The 17,089-nt window shown below is 51.8% G+C and carries 17 protein-coding genes and 2 tRNA genes; 9 read left to right on the top strand and 10 right to left on the bottom strand.

The genetic code is table 11. The features are described from left to right. Nucleotides 1-30: 30 nt before the first annotated feature. Together ACN0IC_RS07270 and ACN0IC_RS07265 are read right to left on the bottom strand one after the other, a co-directional pair. Complete coding sequence (locus ACN0IC_RS07270; protein WP_416878105.1) at nucleotides 31-1,989, bottom strand: cation:proton antiporter; 1,959 nt, start codon at nucleotides 1,987-1,989, stop codon at nucleotides 31-33. Nucleotides 1,990-2,089: 100 nt separating this feature from the next. Next, a complete protein-coding gene (locus tag ACN0IC_RS07265) occupies nucleotides 2,090-2,650 on the bottom strand; it encodes a hypothetical protein (protein ID WP_416878104.1) in 561 nt (186 codons plus the stop codon). A gap of 101 nt (nucleotides 2,651-2,751) precedes the next feature. On the opposite strand from ACN0IC_RS07265, the gene ACN0IC_RS07260 reads away from it, so the two are divergent. Further along, nucleotides 2,752-3,315, top strand: coding sequence for a hypothetical protein (locus ACN0IC_RS07260; protein WP_416878103.1), 564 nt, complete (start codon nucleotides 2,752-2,754; stop codon nucleotides 3,313-3,315). Here the strand turns inward: ACN0IC_RS07260 and ACN0IC_RS07255 are convergent. The 3 genes from ACN0IC_RS07255 to ACN0IC_RS07245 all read right to left on the bottom strand — a co-directional run bounded on the left by ACN0IC_RS07255 (nucleotide 3,312) and on the right by ACN0IC_RS07245 (nucleotide 5,200). Further along, nucleotides 3,312-4,463, bottom strand: a complete 1,152-nt coding sequence (locus ACN0IC_RS07255; RefSeq protein ID WP_416878270.1) for a GNAT family N-acetyltransferase — start codon at nucleotides 4,461-4,463, stop codon at nucleotides 3,312-3,314. The genes ACN0IC_RS07260 and ACN0IC_RS07255 overlap by 4 nt on opposite strands. A gap of 21 nt (nucleotides 4,464-4,484) precedes the next feature. Then, nucleotides 4,485-5,057: an NUDIX domain-containing protein gene (locus tag ACN0IC_RS07250; RefSeq protein ID WP_416878102.1), complete on the bottom strand. Its 573-nt coding sequence runs from the start codon at nucleotides 5,055-5,057 to the stop codon at nucleotides 4,485-4,487. A 52-nt stretch (nucleotides 5,058-5,109) separates the two neighbouring features. After that, nucleotides 5,110-5,200 (bottom strand) — tRNA-Ser (locus ACN0IC_RS07245). A gap of 207 nt (nucleotides 5,201-5,407) precedes the next feature. Here ACN0IC_RS07245 and ACN0IC_RS07240 point away from each other — a divergent pair. Together ACN0IC_RS07240 and msrA are read left to right on the top strand one after the other, a co-directional pair. Then, entirely contained in the window at nucleotides 5,408-6,166 is a 759-nt protein-coding gene (locus tag ACN0IC_RS07240) for an N-formylglutamate amidohydrolase (protein WP_416878101.1), read from the top strand. Nucleotides 6,167-6,204: 38 nt separating this feature from the next. Next, nucleotides 6,205-6,780: a peptide-methionine (S)-S-oxide reductase MsrA gene (gene msrA, locus ACN0IC_RS07235; RefSeq protein WP_416878100.1), complete on the top strand. Its 576-nt coding sequence runs from the start codon at nucleotides 6,205-6,207 to the stop codon at nucleotides 6,778-6,780. 69 nt (nucleotides 6,781-6,849) lie between these two features. Here the strand turns inward: msrA and ACN0IC_RS07230 are convergent, their stop codons facing one another. Genes ACN0IC_RS07230 through gshB form a run of 3 tightly spaced genes read right to left on the bottom strand, consistent with a single transcriptional unit; the run spans nucleotide 6,850 to nucleotide 10,214 of the window. Next, a complete protein-coding gene (locus tag ACN0IC_RS07230; protein ID WP_416878099.1) occupies nucleotides 6,850-7,512 on the bottom strand; it encodes a nitroreductase in 663 nt (220 codons plus the stop codon). A gap of 39 nt (nucleotides 7,513-7,551) precedes the next feature. Then, entirely contained in the window at nucleotides 7,552-9,288 is a 1,737-nt protein-coding gene (locus ACN0IC_RS07225; RefSeq protein WP_416878098.1) for a class I adenylate-forming enzyme family protein, read from the bottom strand. Continuing rightward, complete coding sequence (gene gshB / locus ACN0IC_RS07220) at nucleotides 9,255-10,214, bottom strand: glutathione synthase (RefSeq protein ID WP_416878097.1); 960 nt, start codon at nucleotides 10,212-10,214, stop codon at nucleotides 9,255-9,257. The genes ACN0IC_RS07225 and gshB overlap by 34 nt, the downstream gene beginning before the upstream one ends. Before the next feature lie 150 nt (nucleotides 10,215-10,364). On the opposite strand from gshB, the gene ACN0IC_RS07215 reads away from it, so the two are divergent. From ACN0IC_RS07215 to ACN0IC_RS07195, 5 genes are all read left to right on the top strand, one after another. Next, entirely contained in the window at nucleotides 10,365-11,039 is a 675-nt protein-coding gene (locus ACN0IC_RS07215; protein WP_416878096.1) for a fasciclin domain-containing protein, read from the top strand. A gap of 119 nt (nucleotides 11,040-11,158) precedes the next feature. Further along, a complete protein-coding gene (locus ACN0IC_RS07210; RefSeq protein WP_416878095.1) occupies nucleotides 11,159-11,473 on the top strand; it encodes a YbjQ family protein in 315 nt (104 codons plus the stop codon). After that, entirely contained in the window at nucleotides 11,473-11,928 is a 456-nt protein-coding gene (locus tag ACN0IC_RS07205) for a YbjQ family protein (protein WP_416878094.1), read from the top strand. The genes ACN0IC_RS07210 and ACN0IC_RS07205 overlap by 1 nt, the downstream gene beginning before the upstream one ends. Beyond that, nucleotides 11,921-12,760, top strand: a complete 840-nt coding sequence (locus ACN0IC_RS07200; protein ID WP_416878093.1) for a lysophospholipase — start codon at nucleotides 11,921-11,923, stop codon at nucleotides 12,758-12,760. Before ACN0IC_RS07205 ends, ACN0IC_RS07200 begins: the two co-directional genes overlap by 8 nt. A gap of 1 nt (nucleotide 12,761) precedes the next feature. Further along, a complete protein-coding gene (locus tag ACN0IC_RS07195; RefSeq protein ID WP_416878092.1) occupies nucleotides 12,762-13,109 on the top strand; it encodes an arsenate reductase family protein in 348 nt (115 codons plus the stop codon). Here the strand turns inward: ACN0IC_RS07195 and ACN0IC_RS07190 are convergent. Both ACN0IC_RS07190 and ACN0IC_RS07185 read right to left on the bottom strand, forming a co-directional pair. Next, a complete protein-coding gene (locus ACN0IC_RS07190) occupies nucleotides 13,102-14,172 on the bottom strand; it encodes a P-loop NTPase (protein WP_416878091.1) in 1,071 nt (356 codons plus the stop codon). The two genes, ACN0IC_RS07195 and ACN0IC_RS07190, sit on opposite strands and share 8 nt — an antisense overlap. Beyond that, nucleotides 14,172-16,088, bottom strand: a complete 1,917-nt coding sequence (locus tag ACN0IC_RS07185; RefSeq protein ID WP_416878090.1) for a hypothetical protein — start codon at nucleotides 16,086-16,088, stop codon at nucleotides 14,172-14,174. The genes ACN0IC_RS07190 and ACN0IC_RS07185 overlap by 1 nt, the downstream gene beginning before the upstream one ends. A 249-nt stretch (nucleotides 16,089-16,337) precedes the next feature. Between ACN0IC_RS07185 and ACN0IC_RS07180 the strand changes: the two genes are divergently transcribed. Beyond that, nucleotides 16,338-16,412 (top strand) — tRNA-Val (locus ACN0IC_RS07180). The last annotated feature ends 677 nt before the right edge of the window (nucleotides 16,413-17,089 follow it).

Below are 17,089 nucleotides of genomic sequence, written 5' to 3'. Positions count from 1 at the left end.
CTGTCTGCCATTGCCGAAATTTATACGGTTCTAGGACGGCAAAGGCTTGGACGGCCCTGCGAGCCCGCCGGATTTCTTGGCGCCTTCACCCCGGATGGCGCCTTTTTCCTGTTTTTCCTTGGGAGGCGGCGAGAAGCTGAGCACGGTAGTGCCTTCGGCCCGAGATTCCTGTCCGGGTTGAATGAAGTCAATCGTCCCGTCTGGACGCCTCATCAAGATAAGGTCCACATCATTTCCGCGGTCATTGTACAGGTCTTCCAACGTGTAGGTCTCGGACAGATTTGTAGACCGGAAACGCCAGCCTCCCCACCAATCCCGGGTCAAAGCATCGAAACTGCGCCCGCGAGACGTCAGGGTTCGCCCGCGAGAGGTGAAAGCGATGGAGTCTCCATCATCTTCATCATTTTCCTGTGCCGGGACCTGAAAGACGCGGTGCCGCCCAAGCTCCGGCGCAAACTCGACGCAGACAAGAGAGTTATAGGCGTCATTGGGAGTCGCCGCGATGAGAACGTTAAAGGCAGAGTGATCCAGGGAGTAGTCAGCATTTTCCGACAGGACTTCCCCGTAAAATGTCTGGTGACCCTCAAGTCGGGCTCCTCTCAACCGCCGCCAATTTGTATCCGCAACGGTGACATTTACGCCCAAATCCTTGATCGCTTTGGCAAGCCCTAAAGACCAGGGGTTGGCCCCGACGATCATGACCCCCTGGCCGCCGCCAGCGGCCAGTCCGAGTATTTTCGCGATGGGACTAATGAGAAATCCGGCAAAGAGAACCGTGGCAAAAACAAGCGCGAAGGCGAGAGGAACGAAAAGCGTACCATCTGCGCGTCCAAGCGCGTTCAATTCTGCCGCAAAAAGACCCGCAACGGCCACGGCGACAATACCCCTCGGAGCGATGAAACTGATGAGAAGGCTTTCTTTCCAGCTCAAGCCGGAAAAAATCGTCGAGATCATCACGGCAATCGGACGCACGAAGAACATCATGGCAAAGACAAAGGCCAGGACGCGCCAGTTTGTCACGAACTCTGTCAGAATGGCCGGCGTCAAAGTGGCCGTCAGTATCACAAACACACCGGAGACGAGGATAATGGCGATGTTCTCCTTGAACCGGCGCATTTCAACCATGGAGGCGAATTTGGTATTGGCCATGGTCATACCGAGGGCCGTCACAGCCAGCAGTCCGGTTTCGTCCGCCAAGCGGTTGGCAATAACATAAATAAGAAGCACCCAGGCCAGAACCACAGGCGCTTTGAGATATTCGGGAATATGACCGCGGCGGAAGGCCCAGGCCAAACCATATCCGGACACGATACCCACGAGCGTTCCGAAAATTGCGGCAAAAGCAAGCTTGCCAAAGACGAAGAACATGGAGGCTTCGGTGAGAGAGAAGCGAATAAATTCATATCCGCCCACGGCGAATAGTGCGCCGAGCGGGTCGTTCACAATCCCTTCCCATTTGAGAACATTGGCAGGACGGGACTTCAGATGCGCCTGACGAAGGAGGGGCATGATAACCGTTGGGCCTGTCACGATGAACAATCCGCCGACCATTATCGAGATATCCCAGGCCAAACCGACAATATAGTGGGCGGCGAACGTCCCCAGAACCCAGGCAATCGGGGCGGCCACAAAAACCATGCGTCCTACAGCTTGGCGGGCGTCACTCAAATCCTTGAACCGGAGATTCATGCCCCCTTCAAAAAGGATGATGGCCACCGCCAGTCCAATCATGGGACGGTAGAGGTCGCCAAAGTCATTGACCGGATCGAGTCTCAATTGCTCGAAAAAATGTTCTATAGGTCCGGGCAGGTTAAAGCCCAGCAAATATCCAAGCAAAGGACCGAAAATCAGTCCGGCAATCGCCATGAGGACAATCGCCGGGCGCTGCAAACGCCAGGCAAGCCACTGAGCCCCTATGCCTAAACCGCCGATCAAGGCAATTTTAAGAGGGAGCGCGCTTATCGCGTGATGGGCAATATCAACCGCCATGCTAATCCTTTATCAAACTCGAAAGTATCGATTTACAAGTCGGGCATGGCCTACATTGCCACCGGAACTCCGGCGATTCACGCAACAGCCCGCTACTAAACTACGCGCCCATTCTCAAAATATCAAACCCGATATCCGTATTTCCGTAATCCCCATTGTCATAGGAATCGACGCCGTCCTGGAAATAATCCATTAAATGTTCATATAACCCTTCAATCAAAGCGCCCATTTCAATATCATTAATCGGTAAGTTGAGTGTATGTTCCCGGCCTTTTCCTGCGCTGATATACATTTTACCCCCCTCTTTTCGGCACGTAATAACCAAACGCATGTAATCGCCGAACTTTGTGATTGCGACGGCGAGACCAAAGCTAATGGGCTCTAGCGGCAAAAACCCTTTGCCTGAGACAGAAAAAGCGGCAGATCCCGCATTTACTGCCGCAAATGGGCCGGTTGGAGGGACCAAAAAAACGCATATACGGTCTTCATCCAGAAACAGGCAGAATTCATCGCGAAGGGTCTCGGCCACATTGCGAATTTGTGAATAATTGTGAAAGCTGCGGTTTCCATAAGTCTGGGCGGCCTCGGCCAGTTTCTCCAGACGGCTTGGATTTGCGGGAGCCTTCGCCGCCTCTTTGGAGTGTGCCGTCTTTTTTGTCATGTCACGTCCTTCATTCGCATTAATCTGTAGGCCTAACTCATTTTTACGGGATTGGCATAAAAATTGTATGTCTTCACCTATATTCACTTGTGGAGAAAATAATGAGACAGTCTGCGAAAATTGCTGTTTTAAGCGTAATGGGTCTGGCCATGACAGGCTGCGCGCAATTGGGCGCTGTCGGGGATTTCGCCTGGAATGCGACGGAAAATACCGCCAATTTCTTCTATAAGCCGGTGGCCTCCCTGCTTCGCCCGACTCCCGAACAGACATATGTTTTTGATAACACGCAGGCCTATGACGTTGTGATGTATGAACAACCCGTCGCGGATCAAGGATGGACACGTCAGAGCCATATTGCGGTGCAGGACTATAATCTGGAGACGACTGAACCATCTTACGCAGGAACAGCAGCGCAAAATGCTGAAATAACAGGCACGGGATATTATCAATCCGAACCCCTTCCGAAAATTCCCGATATTTCCTTTGCCAAGGTCGGAGGCGGATCGAACATGCAGGACTGGCTGTCCTGTGAAGAAAAAGCGGGTGGCTATCTGTATTGGGAAGACGGCAAAGGCTACGCGCTCGACCCGACCTTTGAAAGCTGTATGCGCGGTATGGATTATGCGCTGGAGAGCGAAATTGCAGAGGAGAACAGCGCGCTCTAGCTCTCGCTTTTCTTGAACGGGGTATGCTCCCCTAAAATCTCGATTTCGTGCTCGACGGCTTGACGCTCTCGAACCAGATAATCTTCTACTGCGGCTCGCAAACCCGGATGGGCCAGATAATGCGCGCTATGCGTTGCCACAGGTTCGTACCCCCGCGATAGCTTGTGCTCGCCTTGCGCGCCGGCTTCGACGCGCGGCAAACCTCTTTCAAGCCCGGCTTCTATGGCTTGATAATAGCACAGTTCGAAATGCAGGAAGGGTTTGTCGATGAGCGTCCCCCAATTGCGTCCAAATAGCGCGTCGGATCCAATGAAATTCAGGGCCGCCGCAACGGGGTCGCCGTCCATCCAGGCCATGACGAGACAAATATCGTCGCGCATCGTCTCTTGCATCCGGGCGAAAAATTCGCGGTTCAAATAGGGCCTGCCCCATTTACGCTGTCCGGTATCCAAATAGCACTGGTAAAACACGTCCCAATGCTCGTCTTTCAGATTATCGCCCGTCAGCCGCTTTATGACGACCCCGTCCTGCGCGGCCTTTCGCTCTTTGCGTATGTTCTTTCGTTTGCGACTGGTCAGGCTCGCGAGGAAGTCGTCAAAATCCTTATAGTCGCGATTGATGAAATGAAATTGCCTGTCCTCACGTGCGGAAAAGCCCATATCATTTAAAATCTTGCGGTCATTTTCCTGTAAGAATGTCAGGTGAATGCCCGACATCTCCCATTGTTGACAGGCTGAGACCATGGCCGTGACCAAAGCCTGTTTATGGGCGGCGGATTTTGCGAGCAGCCGCGGGCCAGCCGCCGGGGTAAAGGGGACGGAACATTGCAGTTTCGGATAATAATGCCCGCCGGCGCGGGCCAGGGCGTCTGCCCAGCCATGATCAAAGACATATTCGCCCTGACTATGGAGCTTGGCATAAAGCGGGGCCGCGCCGAGTGACTTGCCGTGTTCACCCTCGAGCCAGATGTGACGCGGACTCCAGCCCGTTTCCTCTGCCGCGCATCCGCTCTCTTCTAGCGCGTGCAGAAACCGCCAACTCAGAAACGGATGAGAACCTTCTGGCAGATGGGCGTCCCACTCGGCCTCATTCACCTCATTGATTTGGGTGAGAATACGGGCGTTGAATGTTTTGGAAGACGGCTCCATCATAATTCTTACGGCCAGACCCTAATCAAGTTCACCTGAAATCTGTAGAAGACGGAGTTTGTATACAGCCGCAATCGTCATACAGTCTGTAATTCGTCCGGCCTCGATATGGGCAATCGCATCTTCGAGTGTCAGTTTGAGCTGCGAAATATCTTCTGATCCTTCCGGTTCGGTCTCTCCTTCTCTCAGGCCGGTGGCGAGATAGATCTGTCCCCACTCATCCGTGATGGAATTAGACGTGTGCACATCGAAAAGGTGGGTGAGGGTATCGGCCGTCAAACCGGTTTCTTCTTTCAGTTCCCGCCGCGCCGCCTCGATCATGTCTTCGCCTTCAGGGACGCCGCCTTCGGGAATCTCCCAGCTATATTGGTCAAGAGCGTAGCGGGTCTGACCGACCATCCAGATCTTTCCGTCCTGATAGGGGATAATTCCAACCGCGCAGTTTTTGAACCGGACGACCCCGTAAACGCCCTCCGATCCATCCGGCAGTTCAACGGGATTCGCCTCCACCCGCATCCACGGATTTTCATAAACGGTCTCGGAAGATTTTGTCACCCAAGGATTAGGCGGGGAAGGGGGAAGCGGCTGGGTCATGAAGAGGGTTTAGCGAATGCACGGCGCGGGTAAAGGGGCCGCGTGCGCCCCCTGGAGGTGAGGATGGGATTCGAACCCACGTTAGGCTACAAACCTAAACACGCTTTCCAAGCGTGCGCCTTAAACCACTCGGCCACCTCACCTTTTCAGGCAAAATACGCGTCAACACTGAGTGTAGCGTGACGAAGGCGCGCCTATATCCCGAACAAATTGATTTCTCAAGCCCGTAAGCGAGATATTCGCACCCCTTATTTCGTCAGCTGTGGCAATAAGCTTGAATTTTACGTGTGTGAACCACGCCATGTTCACACGCCCTAGCCAATCGTCGTCAGTTTGATAAACCTTTGCAAATGACTTCTACGGATTTTCAGCCCTATATATCTGTTGCGGCGACGCATCGAAACAATCTTCTCTTCTTTGGCGACCATGCGTCAAAACACATTCCGGCGGAATACAAAAATTTGGGTCTCGAAAATGAAAATTTGACCCGTCATATTGCCTGGGATATCGGGACGGAAACGGTCATTCGGGAGCTTTGCTGCCATTTCGGGTGTGCGGGCCATATTGCGGCCGTGTCGCGCCTTGTCATTGACTTTAATCGGGACAGCGCCTCAAGCTCCGCTATTCCCGCAGTGACGGACACAACTGTCGTGCCCGGCAATCAGAACGTGTCCAATGCAGAGAAATCACGAAGAATTGAACGCTATTACGAGCCCTATCATCAGGCACTGGGACAAAAGATCGAGAGTTTGGACACGCCCTTTGTGATATCGATACATAGCTTTACGCCCAAACCCTATAACGGCCCCTACCGGCCCACAGAGATCGGTCTATTGGTGAAAGACGACGAGAAAAGCGCCGATCAGCTTGTTCAGAGTTTTTCGCGTTTGAACAAAAGAAAAGGCGACCGGAATTTCGCCGTTGGTATAAATGAACCTTATTCCGCCTATGATCTGAACTATACAGTGGACCGCCATGTCGGGCCGAGGGGTTTGCGGCATCTTGCAATAGAGATTAGGCAGGACCATATTGATAGTGAAGAGAAGGCCAAAGATATTGGGGCAGTGCTCGCGAACCGGCTTGAACCTGTTCTGAACCTGTCTGAATAACCAAGCTTTCTTATCATATTTGGCTTAAGGAGATTACAATGCTCGCCACTATCGATAAACATCACGTAAATGGCAATTCCATGTTCGGCGACATTCCGGACGGAATGCAGCAGGTTCAGTTCGGCATGGGCTGTTTCTGGGGCGCAGAACGTATTTTGTGGAAGCTGGACGGCGTTTACGTCACTTCTGTCGGCTATGCGGGCGGGACGCATCCGTCGCCCGATTATAGACTTGTCTGCTCCGGTTCGACCGGACATGCCGAAATGGTACATGTTGTCTATGATCCGAAAGTCATTTCATTCGAAGAGCTGTTAAAGGTCTTTTTCGAAAATCACGATCCGACACAAGGCAATCGCCAAGGTAATGACCGCGGCACCCAATATCGCAGCGCGATTTATACTTATACGGACGCCCAGATGAGCGCCGCAAAAGAAGCCGCCAAACGTTACGAAGAGGCGTATGGCCGCTCTGTGACAACTGAAATTCGCGAAGCGCCGAAATACTATCCGGCAGAGGATTATCATCAGCAATATCTTGCCAAGAACCCGCAAGGCTATTGCATGCACGGCCCCACAGGGGTGACCTGTCCGATACCGGAGCGCGCGCCGGCTTAATCGGCTGTGACCACGCAAAATTAAAGGCGCCCCTGGGCGCCTTTTTTATTTTCCAAATCTAAAATTTGTCTAGTCAAAGAATTTGACGGCTTCGCCCAGCTCGATCCGGTCTGTACGGGCAGCATTGGCGGGATGGTCAGGGTCTTCATATCCAAAAGACATGCCAAATAAGATGCCTTTGGAGTCCGGGATATCCAGAAGCTTTTCGACTTCATCGGGAAATTGCCCCAGCGCGCCCTGCATACAGCTTTGAATACCGTTTTCGGCAAAGAGCAGGTTCAGCGTTTGCGCGTAAATGCCGACATCCACCGCGCCCATAATTCCCATATAGGTTTCCATGGTGAAAAAGACGGCATGGGGCGCGTCAAAAAACTGCCAGTTGCGGAGCATGGCCATGTTCCTTGCCTGTTTATCCTCACGTTTGATATCCATGGCGGAATAAAGTGCATTGGCGGAGCCGAATTGCCGTTGCCGATGTTCATCCTGATAGCGCGTGACCCAATCAAACTTCGGATTGGGGGGATTGCCGGACATGACGGATTTCAGCATGGCGTTGGAGACTTTGTCACGCATCTCACCGCTCACAACGAGCGGCTCCCAGGGCTGCACATTGCAATTTGACGGCGACATTTGGGCCTGCGTGAAAATAGATTTCAATAGCTCTGGATCAACCGGGTCAGGTTTGAACCCCCGAACAGAGTAGCGGTTATCGAGAAGGGTTTTCACGGTCATATTTTATCCTGGTTTTTCAGTGTTCAAACTATTCGGCCCTTAGACAGTCTGGCGCAGCGCCTTCTTGTCGATCTTTCCGACTGGCGTCAGAGGAATAGAGTCAATGATATGAACGTGTTTCGGAACCTTATAAGGCGCCATAGCCTCTCTACAGAACTGAATGATTTTTTCTGTCACTGAGTCGGGATTGTCATTCTTGTGCTTTGCAGAGAGCTCGACGAAGAGATGGACAATGTCATTTCCGGGGCGTTCAGCATCTTCTGCACCCACAACCGCACAGCTTGCGATTTCAGGCAACGCGCAGAGTTTTTCCTCAACCTCGACCGAGAAAACCTTATATCCGCCGACAATCAGCATGTCCTTGGCGCGGTCACACAGGAAAATATACCCGTCCTCATCCATATATCCGACATCACCCGAAAACATATATCGCTCTCCGTCTATCTCGCGCAGGGCATGCGCCGTTTGTTCCGGCAGATTGAGGTAGCCTTTCATGACTTGCGGGCCGGAACAGACGATTTCGCCGGGTTCCCCGATCGGCATATCCCGTTCGCCTGTTTCAATATCGCGGATTCGAACGGTAACCCCCGGCATGGGGATGCCGACAGAACCGAGTTTGTAGCGTTTCGGCGGATGCCCTGTATAACAGGGACTCGTCTCGGTCATTCCGAAAACATCGGAGATTTTGCCTTTGCCGATTATTTCGGAAAGCGCGTCGTAACTCGTTCGGGTCAAAGGCGCCGCGCCGGTCAAGGCCGTCTTAAGCTGGGAAAATTCGGATTTTGCAAAATTGGGATTGGCAGACATCATGTCATATAGCGCTGGCACGCCTGCCATAATCGTCGGCGGGAAGGCCTTTATCTGCTGGCAGATAAAATCCGTGTCTCTCGGATTTGGAATGAGAACAAATAAACCGCCGAAGCGGGCTGTGGAGAGTGCATTAGAAAGACCGGCGATGTGAAACATGGGAAACGCGCTGATGATTGTTTCTTTGCCCTCTACCCATTCATTTATTGATGTCGTTTGAGCCGTGTTATGAAGAACGTTTCGATGGGATAACATAGCGCCTTTTGGCTTTCCCGTTGTCCCGCCCGTATATTGAATCATGAACGTGTCGTTCCAATGCACGTCTTTTTGTTCAAACGTTTCTTTGGCAGGATCGGTGAGGCCCAAATAGGTCAGCACGTCTACGCCCTTGATGTCGGGGCACTCAAATGGGGCGCGCGTTAGAAAATCTGCCGACCCTGTGACAATAACCGACTTAAGAGAGGGCGGAACCTCCGGCATTTTCGCCAACGCTCCGGCCAAATCGCTCAAAGAAATTACGATCTTGACCTTTCCGTCTTTTATTTGGTGCGCCAATTCTGGCGGGGCAAGCAGTGGAGAAAGTCCTGTTCCGATAGCCCCCATCTTGCTGATCGCGATAATGGCAATGGCGTATTGGGGGATATTCGGCATGTGAAGGCCAATGACATCGCCGCGTTTAATCCCAAGAGCGGTCAAGGCATTGGCAAGCTGGTTGGCGGCTGTATTGAGCTCGGAATAAGAAATGACTTTGTCAAAATAGGCCAGGGCCGGAGCGTTCGGTCTCACCCTGGCATGGGTCTGAACATAGCTGCCGACGGGTAGATCTTCGAAGTCGGGCGTCTCTATGCCCAATTCCTCGTAAAAAGCGATCCATGGTTTCGCTATTTCAGCCTGCATAGTATTTTTCCCGATATAGTCTCCGGTTTTGCGGAGCATTATGTTTTTAGACGTCGTTCGATTGCGTCCCATGACAAAGCCGCGGCATCAATCCCCGAGAATCGCTTGAGCTCCTGAACGCCTGTTGGACTGGTAATATTTATTTCCGTCATTTTATCGCCAATGACATCTATCCCGACGAGAATTTGTCCGCGTTCCTTCAGCATGGGGCCAATGGCGTCACAAATGATTTTATCGCTTTCCGTCAGATCGGATTTCACGGCCTTACCGCCGACATGCATGTTCGACCGCGTCTGCCCGGGCAGGGGGATGCGATTAATGGCACCCACGGGCTCTCCATCGATTATGATAATCCGTTTATCGCCTTTGGAGACATCTTTCAGGAAGGCCTGGACAATAACAGGCTCACGCGATGACAGGAAGAACATCTCAAGCAGCGAAGCATAATTGCTGTCACCGTCTTTAATTCTGAATACGCCGGCCCCGCCATTTCCGAATAGCGGTTTGATGATAATATCGCTGTGTTTTGCGCGGAAGGCATCAATCGTGGGAAGATCCCGCGTAATGAGCGTTTCGGGCATGAGATGAGGATAATCCAGCGGCAGAATTTTTTCAGGGCCGGAGCGCACCCATTCCGGATCGTTGACGACCAATGTATCGCCTTTGAGCCGCTCAAGGATATGCGCTGCCGTAATATAGGACATATCAAAAGGCGGATCCTGACGCATCCAGATGACATCGACATCCTTCGCCAAATCAAGCGTCACGCGCTCTTCAAACCGGACATGGCTTCCTTTTTCCCGCCGAACGGTCATGGGGCGCGCTCTCGCGGTGACGCGTCCTGTATTATAAGACAAATGTTGGGGGCCATATTCAAATAAGGTCATCCCTCGATTTGAGGCCACCTCTGCCAGTGCAAAGGTCGTATCCGCGTCTATATTGACGGTCTCCATGGGATCCATCTGAAAAGCAACGCGCAAGGAAGGAGAATGAGTCATACTTGTTTCGTGCCAGAGCGTGAGAAACCGCGCAAGTCTGGGAGCGCGGCAAATTTGAACATTACGAATTAGTTAGAATAGGAAAGAATAGGAACCGCAGCTCAAAACGAGTCGTAGCTTAATTATAATCTATTTTAAGGAGATACCTGAATGACTCATTTTATTAAAACTGCTTCCGCTACCGCCATTGCCCTCACCCTTGCGGCCTGCGCGTCCACTTATGATGATACGGCGTCAGACGAAGCGATGATGGAAGAAGACGCCATGATGGCTGAGAAAGCCGAAATGAAAGAAGATAAAATGATGGCTGAAGAAAAAGCCATGATGAAAGAGAAGAAAATGATGGATGCACCAATGGTCGGTGGAGCCGCCATGTATCCGAGCAAAACGATTGTTGAAAATGCTTCCAAAGCCGACAATCTGACCACGCTCGTATCTCTCGTAAAGATGGCCGATTTGGTTGAAACTCTTTCCAGTCCGGGGCCTTTTACAGTTTTTGCGCCAACGGATTCCGCTTTTGAAATGGTACCGGCGGACACTGTGGCAGCTCTAACTGATCCGGCTAACAAGGACATGTTGACAAAAGTCCTGACGGCCCATGTCATTGCCGGGAAAGTAACCTCCGCAGATTTAGCGGCCGCCCTGGAAGGTAATGCTAGCTACTCCGCAACAACAGTTAGTGGCGATACACTTACTTTTTATAATATGGACGGCGGAATTCGCGTCGCAGATGAAAACGGCACACTCGCCATGATCGAAAATGCAGACGTCATGCAATCTAATGGTGTTGTTCATGTTGTAAATAGCGTGCTCGTTCCCCAGTAAATCTATAGAGATAAACTATTTCAGCCTCACTCTTTCCGGAGTGGGGCTTTTTTATTCGCTTATTGATATGTGATTGGCTATGTTTTTCAAAAGAGACTTTGAAGGCGGGAAGACGCGAAATGATTTTATCCACAATGGAAACCATACCCGGACGTGAAATCGTGTCCTGGAAAGGCCTTGTGCAAGGCAATACCGTACAATCCAAACATGTCGGGCGCGATATTATGGCCGGACTCAAAAACATCGTTGGCGGAGAGCTGCGCGGCTATACCGAATTGCTGGATGACGCCCGAAATAAAAGCATTGAACGTATGGTTGAGCAGGCCCGATCATTAGGGGCGAATGCAGTGGTCAATGTCCGGTTTTCGACAAGTTCTGTCACGGCTGGAGCGTCAGAGCTTTATGCCTATGGCACGGCGGTGGTACTTGATTAATGGAATTTCTCTTTTTTATAGGGTTGCTTTGTATTGGCGTTATTTTCGGCACGCTAAATGAACGCCGCCATTTCCAGAGACTGAGAGATGACGAAGCGGCATTGTCACACATATTGCAAACCAATTTAAAACGCATTCCGGAGCCACATAGTGATCTCCAAGAGGGCGCGATTATGGTTAGCGGCAACGTCGTAGTGGCGCTCGATTTTTTTAAAATCATTGTGGCGCGGCTAAAGTCAATTATTGGCGGGTCGCTCCGCTCTTATGAGTCGGTCTTGGAGCGCGCCCGCCGCGAAGCGATTGTGCGCATGTTAAAAGAAGCGGACGCCGTCGGCGCAACGGCTGTGCATAATATTCGAATCGAATTTTCGACGATTGGCGGACAAAACCCTCAACATCCCGGCGGCTCCGAAATTCTGGCTTTTGGCACGGCTGTGAAAGCGCGCAATGCCTGATCCTTCATCCGGTCAGCCTTTTGAGATTAAAAGCCTTGCGGATGGTCTTGCCCTCCAAGGTCAATACTGGGCTCCGGCGAAGCCAATAGCCGTCATGAGCCTGGTTCACGGACTCGGAGAGCATTCAGGGCGATATGCGGAACTGGCAGAGGCTATGAACAGCGCAGGTATAGCGGTCGTCGCTCTGGACTTGCGCGGACATGGAAACAGCGCGGGTAAGCGCGGCGTCTGTACAGAGTATAAATTACTCCATGGGGATTTGGAGACTTTATTGGAAAAGTCACGGGGCCTCTATCCGGATTTACCGCATTTTCTTTATGGCCATTCACTAGGCGGCGGGCTTGTCCTGGATTATGGCCGGGCTCCGGCGCCAGATATTAAAGGCATTATTGCCTCAGCGCCTTTTATTGCTCTTCCGACACCTACGCCGGCGATAATTGGATATATTGCAAATTTTCTTCGCCGTGTCTTTCCTGCCGCGACTCTCGGGCAGCCTTTAACCGGCGATAAAATCTCAACACTTCCCGAAGAACAGAAAATTTATGAGAACGATCCTCTCAACCATAGCCGAATTAGTTTCGGTCTGGCCGTTGATGCGATACGCGCGGGTGAGCGGGTTGCGGCTCACGCCTCACAATGGAATACGCCCTTGCTCCTGATGCATGCCAAGGGCGACCAGCTTACCTCTTGCGAGGCGAGCGAGGCGTTTGCGAAGGCGGCGCAAAATGTGACGTTCCGCAGCTATGAGAACTCCGAGCATGAAATGCATCACGACACCCCGAAGGCAAAAGTTTTCGGCGAAATGATAGACTTTATAAAATTCAGGGCCTGATATGACACTCCGCATTTACCACCTTAAAACCTGCGACACTTGCCGCAAAGCGATAAAGGAATTGAAGGACTCCCAGGCGGAACTCGAACTAACAGACGTCCGCGCCGACGGTGTCGCCGAGGAAACACTCCACACATGGATAAAAACCATCGGTTATGAAAAAATATTAAATACGCGTTCCACCACCTGGCGCGCGCTGGATGACAGCGCAAAATCCGAAATGGACGATGACAAGGCTTTGGCGCTTTTAAGTAAGCACCCAACCCTTATCAAACGCCCGGTTATCACAGACGGAGAGACCATCACCGTCGGATGGAAAGACGACGCAAAAGAGACTTGGCTTAATTAAAAGCGGCGTCTGCTAGACCGGAAAACAGTTTCGACTCAGCTGTGTCGCCCGCAGCCACAGGTTTTCCCGCATCGCCGCTTTCCCGGATAGACATCGCCAGAGGCGCCGCGCCCAAATAGGGAATACCGAGTTTTTCGGCGTCCCGTTTCGCGCCGCCTTCACCGAATATATGATGGTGTGACCCGCAATCCGGACAGGTGAACACAGCCATATTTTCTATTAAACCCAAGACGGGAATTCCGACTTTTTCAAACATACGAACGCCTTTTCGCGCGTCCAAAAGGGCGAGGTCCTGAGGTGTTGAGACTATGATAGCACCTGCGGGTTTGATGTCCTGTGCGAGGCCCAATTGCGCGTCTCCTGTGCCCGGCGGCATGTCGATAATCAGAACGTCCAGCTCACCCCAGTTCACATCCCAGACCATGCGAGAGATCGCGCCTTGCACCATCGGGCCGCGCCAGACGATGGGACCATCATCTTCGGTGAGAAAACCGATAGACATGGTTTTGATGCCGTGGGCTTGCATCGGTTTAATGAGGCGGCGCTCTTCTACAGTTTCGGTTTTTGCGCGCTGCCCCGAAAGGCCGAGCAGCATAGGCGCGCTGGGTCCGTGAATGTCGGCGTCGAGCAAGCCAACAGATTTGCCGGATTTGGCGAGAGCGACGGCCAGATTAACGGCCATGGTCGATTTGCCAACGCCGCCTTTGGCGGAGCTGACGGCGACCATACGTTTGATTTTAGCGTCGCCCTGATACCCTTCCGGGCGGCGGGCCTGATGCGGGGCAGGGCGTTTCCGCCCGCCGACAGAAGGTGCGGCCTTATGCGCCGACAAAATAACGCTGGCTTTTTCAACGCCGTCTAAGGCCTCCAAAAGCGACTGAGCCTCTGCCTGAATTTTCTCATATTTATCAGCTTGAGCCGGGTCTATCTGCAAAACCGCCCGGAGCGTTCCTTTTTCAAAATTCAATCCCCCAAGAAGTCCCGCCGTGACCAGATCTTTTCCGCCCACCGGGTCGTTTAGAGTTTGCAAAGCCCGTAGGGCGGCGCTTTCGGAATAGGGCATTACGGTGTGGCCTTTATTGTATAATTAGGGGGCTTTGTGCATCCGGGAACGACTTCGCCGTCGGGCATAAGGCGCAGGGGCGGATGAGAAATGCTTGGTGCGTAGTCGGAAGCGTTTCCTTCGGGCTTTTTCCCAAACCCAATTAAGAAGGAATCGTCTTCAAGGCGTTTTATGGCTTTTGGCGCTTTCGGAAGTTGGAAATGTCTCTTAACGTCAACCTCCTCACTTCGGACCGAGACGGATAAAATAGCGCCGTCACTTCCGAAATGGTTGAGACCGGAAAACGCCCAATACTCCTCACCATATTGTCCAAGGGGGCGTTGAATTTTTGGCGTTATACCGACAATATTTGGGGCGTAATATTCTTTGCCAGTGTCATCGGGATGAGCTTGACCGTAGATCAGCTTGCCCGTTCCGGTGCGGTTGTCATAGTAAATTAATCCGCCCGAAAATTCGCCGAGATCATACCCTGCGAGCCAGCCAGTGCCGGTGGAGAGCGCAGACGTCAAAAAGGTGCGAGTCGTCTGTCTCGCATAAGCCATTGGAACGGAATTAAAGTAGGGTAGCTGTGAAGACTCGGTCTTGAAATTATGAGCTTTAACCGAACACCATTTCGCGTCTCCCGCCAGTTTCTGTTCCCAAACGTGTCTTGACTCTGAATAATTTGTCTTATCGTCAGAAAGGCTGTCCAAGGCAGCTAGGGCCGCCGCTCTGGCCATGAGAACCGGATGCGCCTCTGCAACCTGATTCAAGAAGGGCTCAAGTGCAGATAATTTTTTTGTACTGGCCACTTCGGCGGCGTGGGCAACGACCTGCCAGTCGGCCTCATTTTCCAAAGCCGCTTGTATAATTTTCAGCAGGGTTTCATTTGTCGGAATTGACGAAAGCGCCTTCACGAAATCTGATCTATTCGGCGAAACCTGTTGCTCGAAAGCGCTCCATAAGAGGTCCAGTCCCGTTTCAATATTTGATCCTAGTTTTTGGCTCAGGCCGCTCATATAAAATAATGGGACCGTGCCGTGGGCTGCCAAAGCGCCTTTCAAGCCGATTAGGGTCATTTGCGTTTCAGGTAATTTAATATCCGGGCCTTGTCCCATGAGGATGTCCGCGCCGACCATAGTCTCGAGTTGGCTAGACGTACTGTCAGTAAGAATTTGCTTTGCGAAGGCAATAAATGTTTCGTCTTGCGTGTCGCCATGCTGCGTTCGTACGGCGTCCGCGATCGCCAGAGCTATATTCTCTTCCCCCGTTTTCAACTGGGAGACAGTCTCTTGCAGGAACCCAATGCTGCTTTCTCTGTCAGAAACATAAAGACCGTTTAAGGCCGCGTGAACGACTTCCGAAGATTGAGAGGAAAGTAAATCCTTCAATATGGGTTGAGATTGTTCTGACGGAAATTGAGCAAGAAACTGAGTTATCTCTTTTGTGGGATTTGCACGGGCGGCTTCAGACAAAAGATCAAACAGCTCAGGTGAGGGTTTGAAGTCAGTGATTTTGGACTCGCCTAATCGAGACTTCATTTCCCCGAATTTCAAAATTTTGCGTGACCAGAACGCTATGTCCTGATCTGGACTCCCGAGGGTCGCAATCGCCGCTTGCCGGATCGGGGGTGAATATTCGTGGATCATTAAATTCGCCAAAGAGTCAATATCCCCGTTTGGCCATTTATCCGTCAGGCGTTTAAGGTCAGCGGCGCTAAGCTCATAGCTGGAGAGGGATAACAGGATGGCCGCGTTCTTTGAAAGATCAGAGTCGTTTTCCGCCATAGCTTTCAGCAGTCGGTTTTTTCCCGTTTTACCAAACCCACTGAATTCGTTTTTCAAAACTTGATAATCAAACTCATTAGGGTTGTGGCGCTTTAGAATATCCAGACAGTGACGAATATTTTTACAGACGGTCTCTTCGGCCGAAGTCAAAGGGCGGGCTGAGCTGGTTTCAGATATAAAGCCGAGGGCCACACACCCAAAACCCAAACATATTATGCCGTTTCTCAACATGAGTATCGCTTAGGCTCTTGGCCCGATCATCGCAAGCGGGCGATGTTGAAACCGCCTGCGGCGCGTATCTGCAAAGGAGGCGTTTTCACCCTTGATTAGCTTTGCGGCCTCGCCTATAGACCCGCTTCCCGATGACATACCTTGTGTGTCATTGACGTCGAATGGGACGGGCGATTAGCTCAGCGGGAGAGCACTACATTGACATTGTAGGGGTCACTGGTTCAATCCCAGTATCGCCCACCATTCTTAATTTCTAACAAAAACAATAGCTTGACGGTGAATATAGTCTCTTTAGAGGAACTGTATTTTCTTTCAAGTTAAAGTGCTGGGACGCCGCTGGGGCTACTGTAGAGCGGTTTCGGGGGAGTTATGAAGTGGTGGCGCAAGCCTTCAGATAGCGCATAATAAGCCAAAAGATTAAAGCGTGGCGACATATTACTCCTCCCCCGCCGGGGCGGGGGAGGTGGCCTGCGAATGCAGGTCGGAGGGGGTAGGCGAAGCGTTAAAGTGGAAAGAGTCTTTAGGCAGCGCAGACGCGCTGCGCCCCCTCCGTCCTGCCGGACACCTCCCCCGCTTTCGCGGTGGAGGCACGATGGTCCCTCCTTCCCCCGTTTACGGGGTTTGAGCCAAAGCGACATGAAATGTCGTGACGCGAATGACCTCGCGAATGCGAGGGGGTGGGGGGAGCGTAATACGCTGCCCTTTGTTACATGCGGCTCCCCCCTCCGTCACCTTCGGCGACACCTCCCCCGTGAACGGGGGAGGATAAATTCACTCTTTTAAAACTCCGTCCGCACTTATGCTTCCAAAAACCCCATACCTCCCAGTCTCTTATAAGAAATTGAAGAGATAGATCCCCACTTCCCGATTTGCCCTTATATTCAAACTTGTTCTTTTGCTCATGGACAGGAAGACGTCAC

The sequence above is a fragment of the Litorimonas sp. genome, from assembly GCA_029936425.1.
Classification (GTDB): Bacteria; Pseudomonadota; Alphaproteobacteria; order Caulobacterales; family Maricaulaceae; genus Litorimonas.
This window is presented reverse-complemented; position numbering and strand designations above follow the sequence as displayed.

Coding starts and splice junctions, on each gene's coding strand:
- ACN0IC_RS07270 (WP_416878105.1), bottom strand. CDS start 1,989: ATGGCGGTTGATATTGCCCATCACGCGATAAGCGCGCTCCCTCTTAAA.
- ACN0IC_RS07265 (WP_416878104.1), bottom strand. CDS start 2,650: ATGACAAAAAAGACGGCACACTCCAAAGAGGCGGCGAAGGCTCCCGCA.
- ACN0IC_RS07260 (WP_416878103.1), top strand. CDS start 2,752: ATGAGACAGTCTGCGAAAATTGCTGTTTTAAGCGTAATGGGTCTGGCC.
- ACN0IC_RS07255 (WP_416878270.1), bottom strand. CDS start 4,463: ATGGAGCCGTCTTCCAAAACATTCAACGCCCGTATTCTCACCCAAATC.
- ACN0IC_RS07250 (WP_416878102.1), bottom strand. CDS start 5,057: ATGACCCAGCCGCTTCCCCCTTCCCCGCCTAATCCTTGGGTGACAAAA.
- ACN0IC_RS07240 (WP_416878101.1), top strand. CDS start 5,408: ATGACTTCTACGGATTTTCAGCCCTATATATCTGTTGCGGCGACGCAT.
- msrA (WP_416878100.1), top strand. CDS start 6,205: ATGCTCGCCACTATCGATAAACATCACGTAAATGGCAATTCCATGTTC.
- ACN0IC_RS07230 (WP_416878099.1), bottom strand. CDS start 7,512: ATGACCGTGAAAACCCTTCTCGATAACCGCTACTCTGTTCGGGGGTTC.
- ACN0IC_RS07225 (WP_416878098.1), bottom strand. CDS start 9,288: ATGGGACGCAATCGAACGACGTCTAAAAACATAATGCTCCGCAAAACC.
- gshB (WP_416878097.1), bottom strand. CDS start 10,214: ATGACTCATTCTCCTTCCTTGCGCGTTGCTTTTCAGATGGATCCCATG.
- ACN0IC_RS07215 (WP_416878096.1), top strand. CDS start 10,365: ATGACTCATTTTATTAAAACTGCTTCCGCTACCGCCATTGCCCTCACC.
- ACN0IC_RS07210 (WP_416878095.1), top strand. CDS start 11,159: ATGATTTTATCCACAATGGAAACCATACCCGGACGTGAAATCGTGTCC.
- ACN0IC_RS07205 (WP_416878094.1), top strand. CDS start 11,473: ATGGAATTTCTCTTTTTTATAGGGTTGCTTTGTATTGGCGTTATTTTC.
- ACN0IC_RS07200 (WP_416878093.1), top strand. CDS start 11,921: ATGCCTGATCCTTCATCCGGTCAGCCTTTTGAGATTAAAAGCCTTGCG.
- ACN0IC_RS07195 (WP_416878092.1), top strand. CDS start 12,762: ATGACACTCCGCATTTACCACCTTAAAACCTGCGACACTTGCCGCAAA.
- ACN0IC_RS07190 (WP_416878091.1), bottom strand. CDS start 14,172: ATGCCCTATTCCGAAAGCGCCGCCCTACGGGCTTTGCAAACTCTAAAC.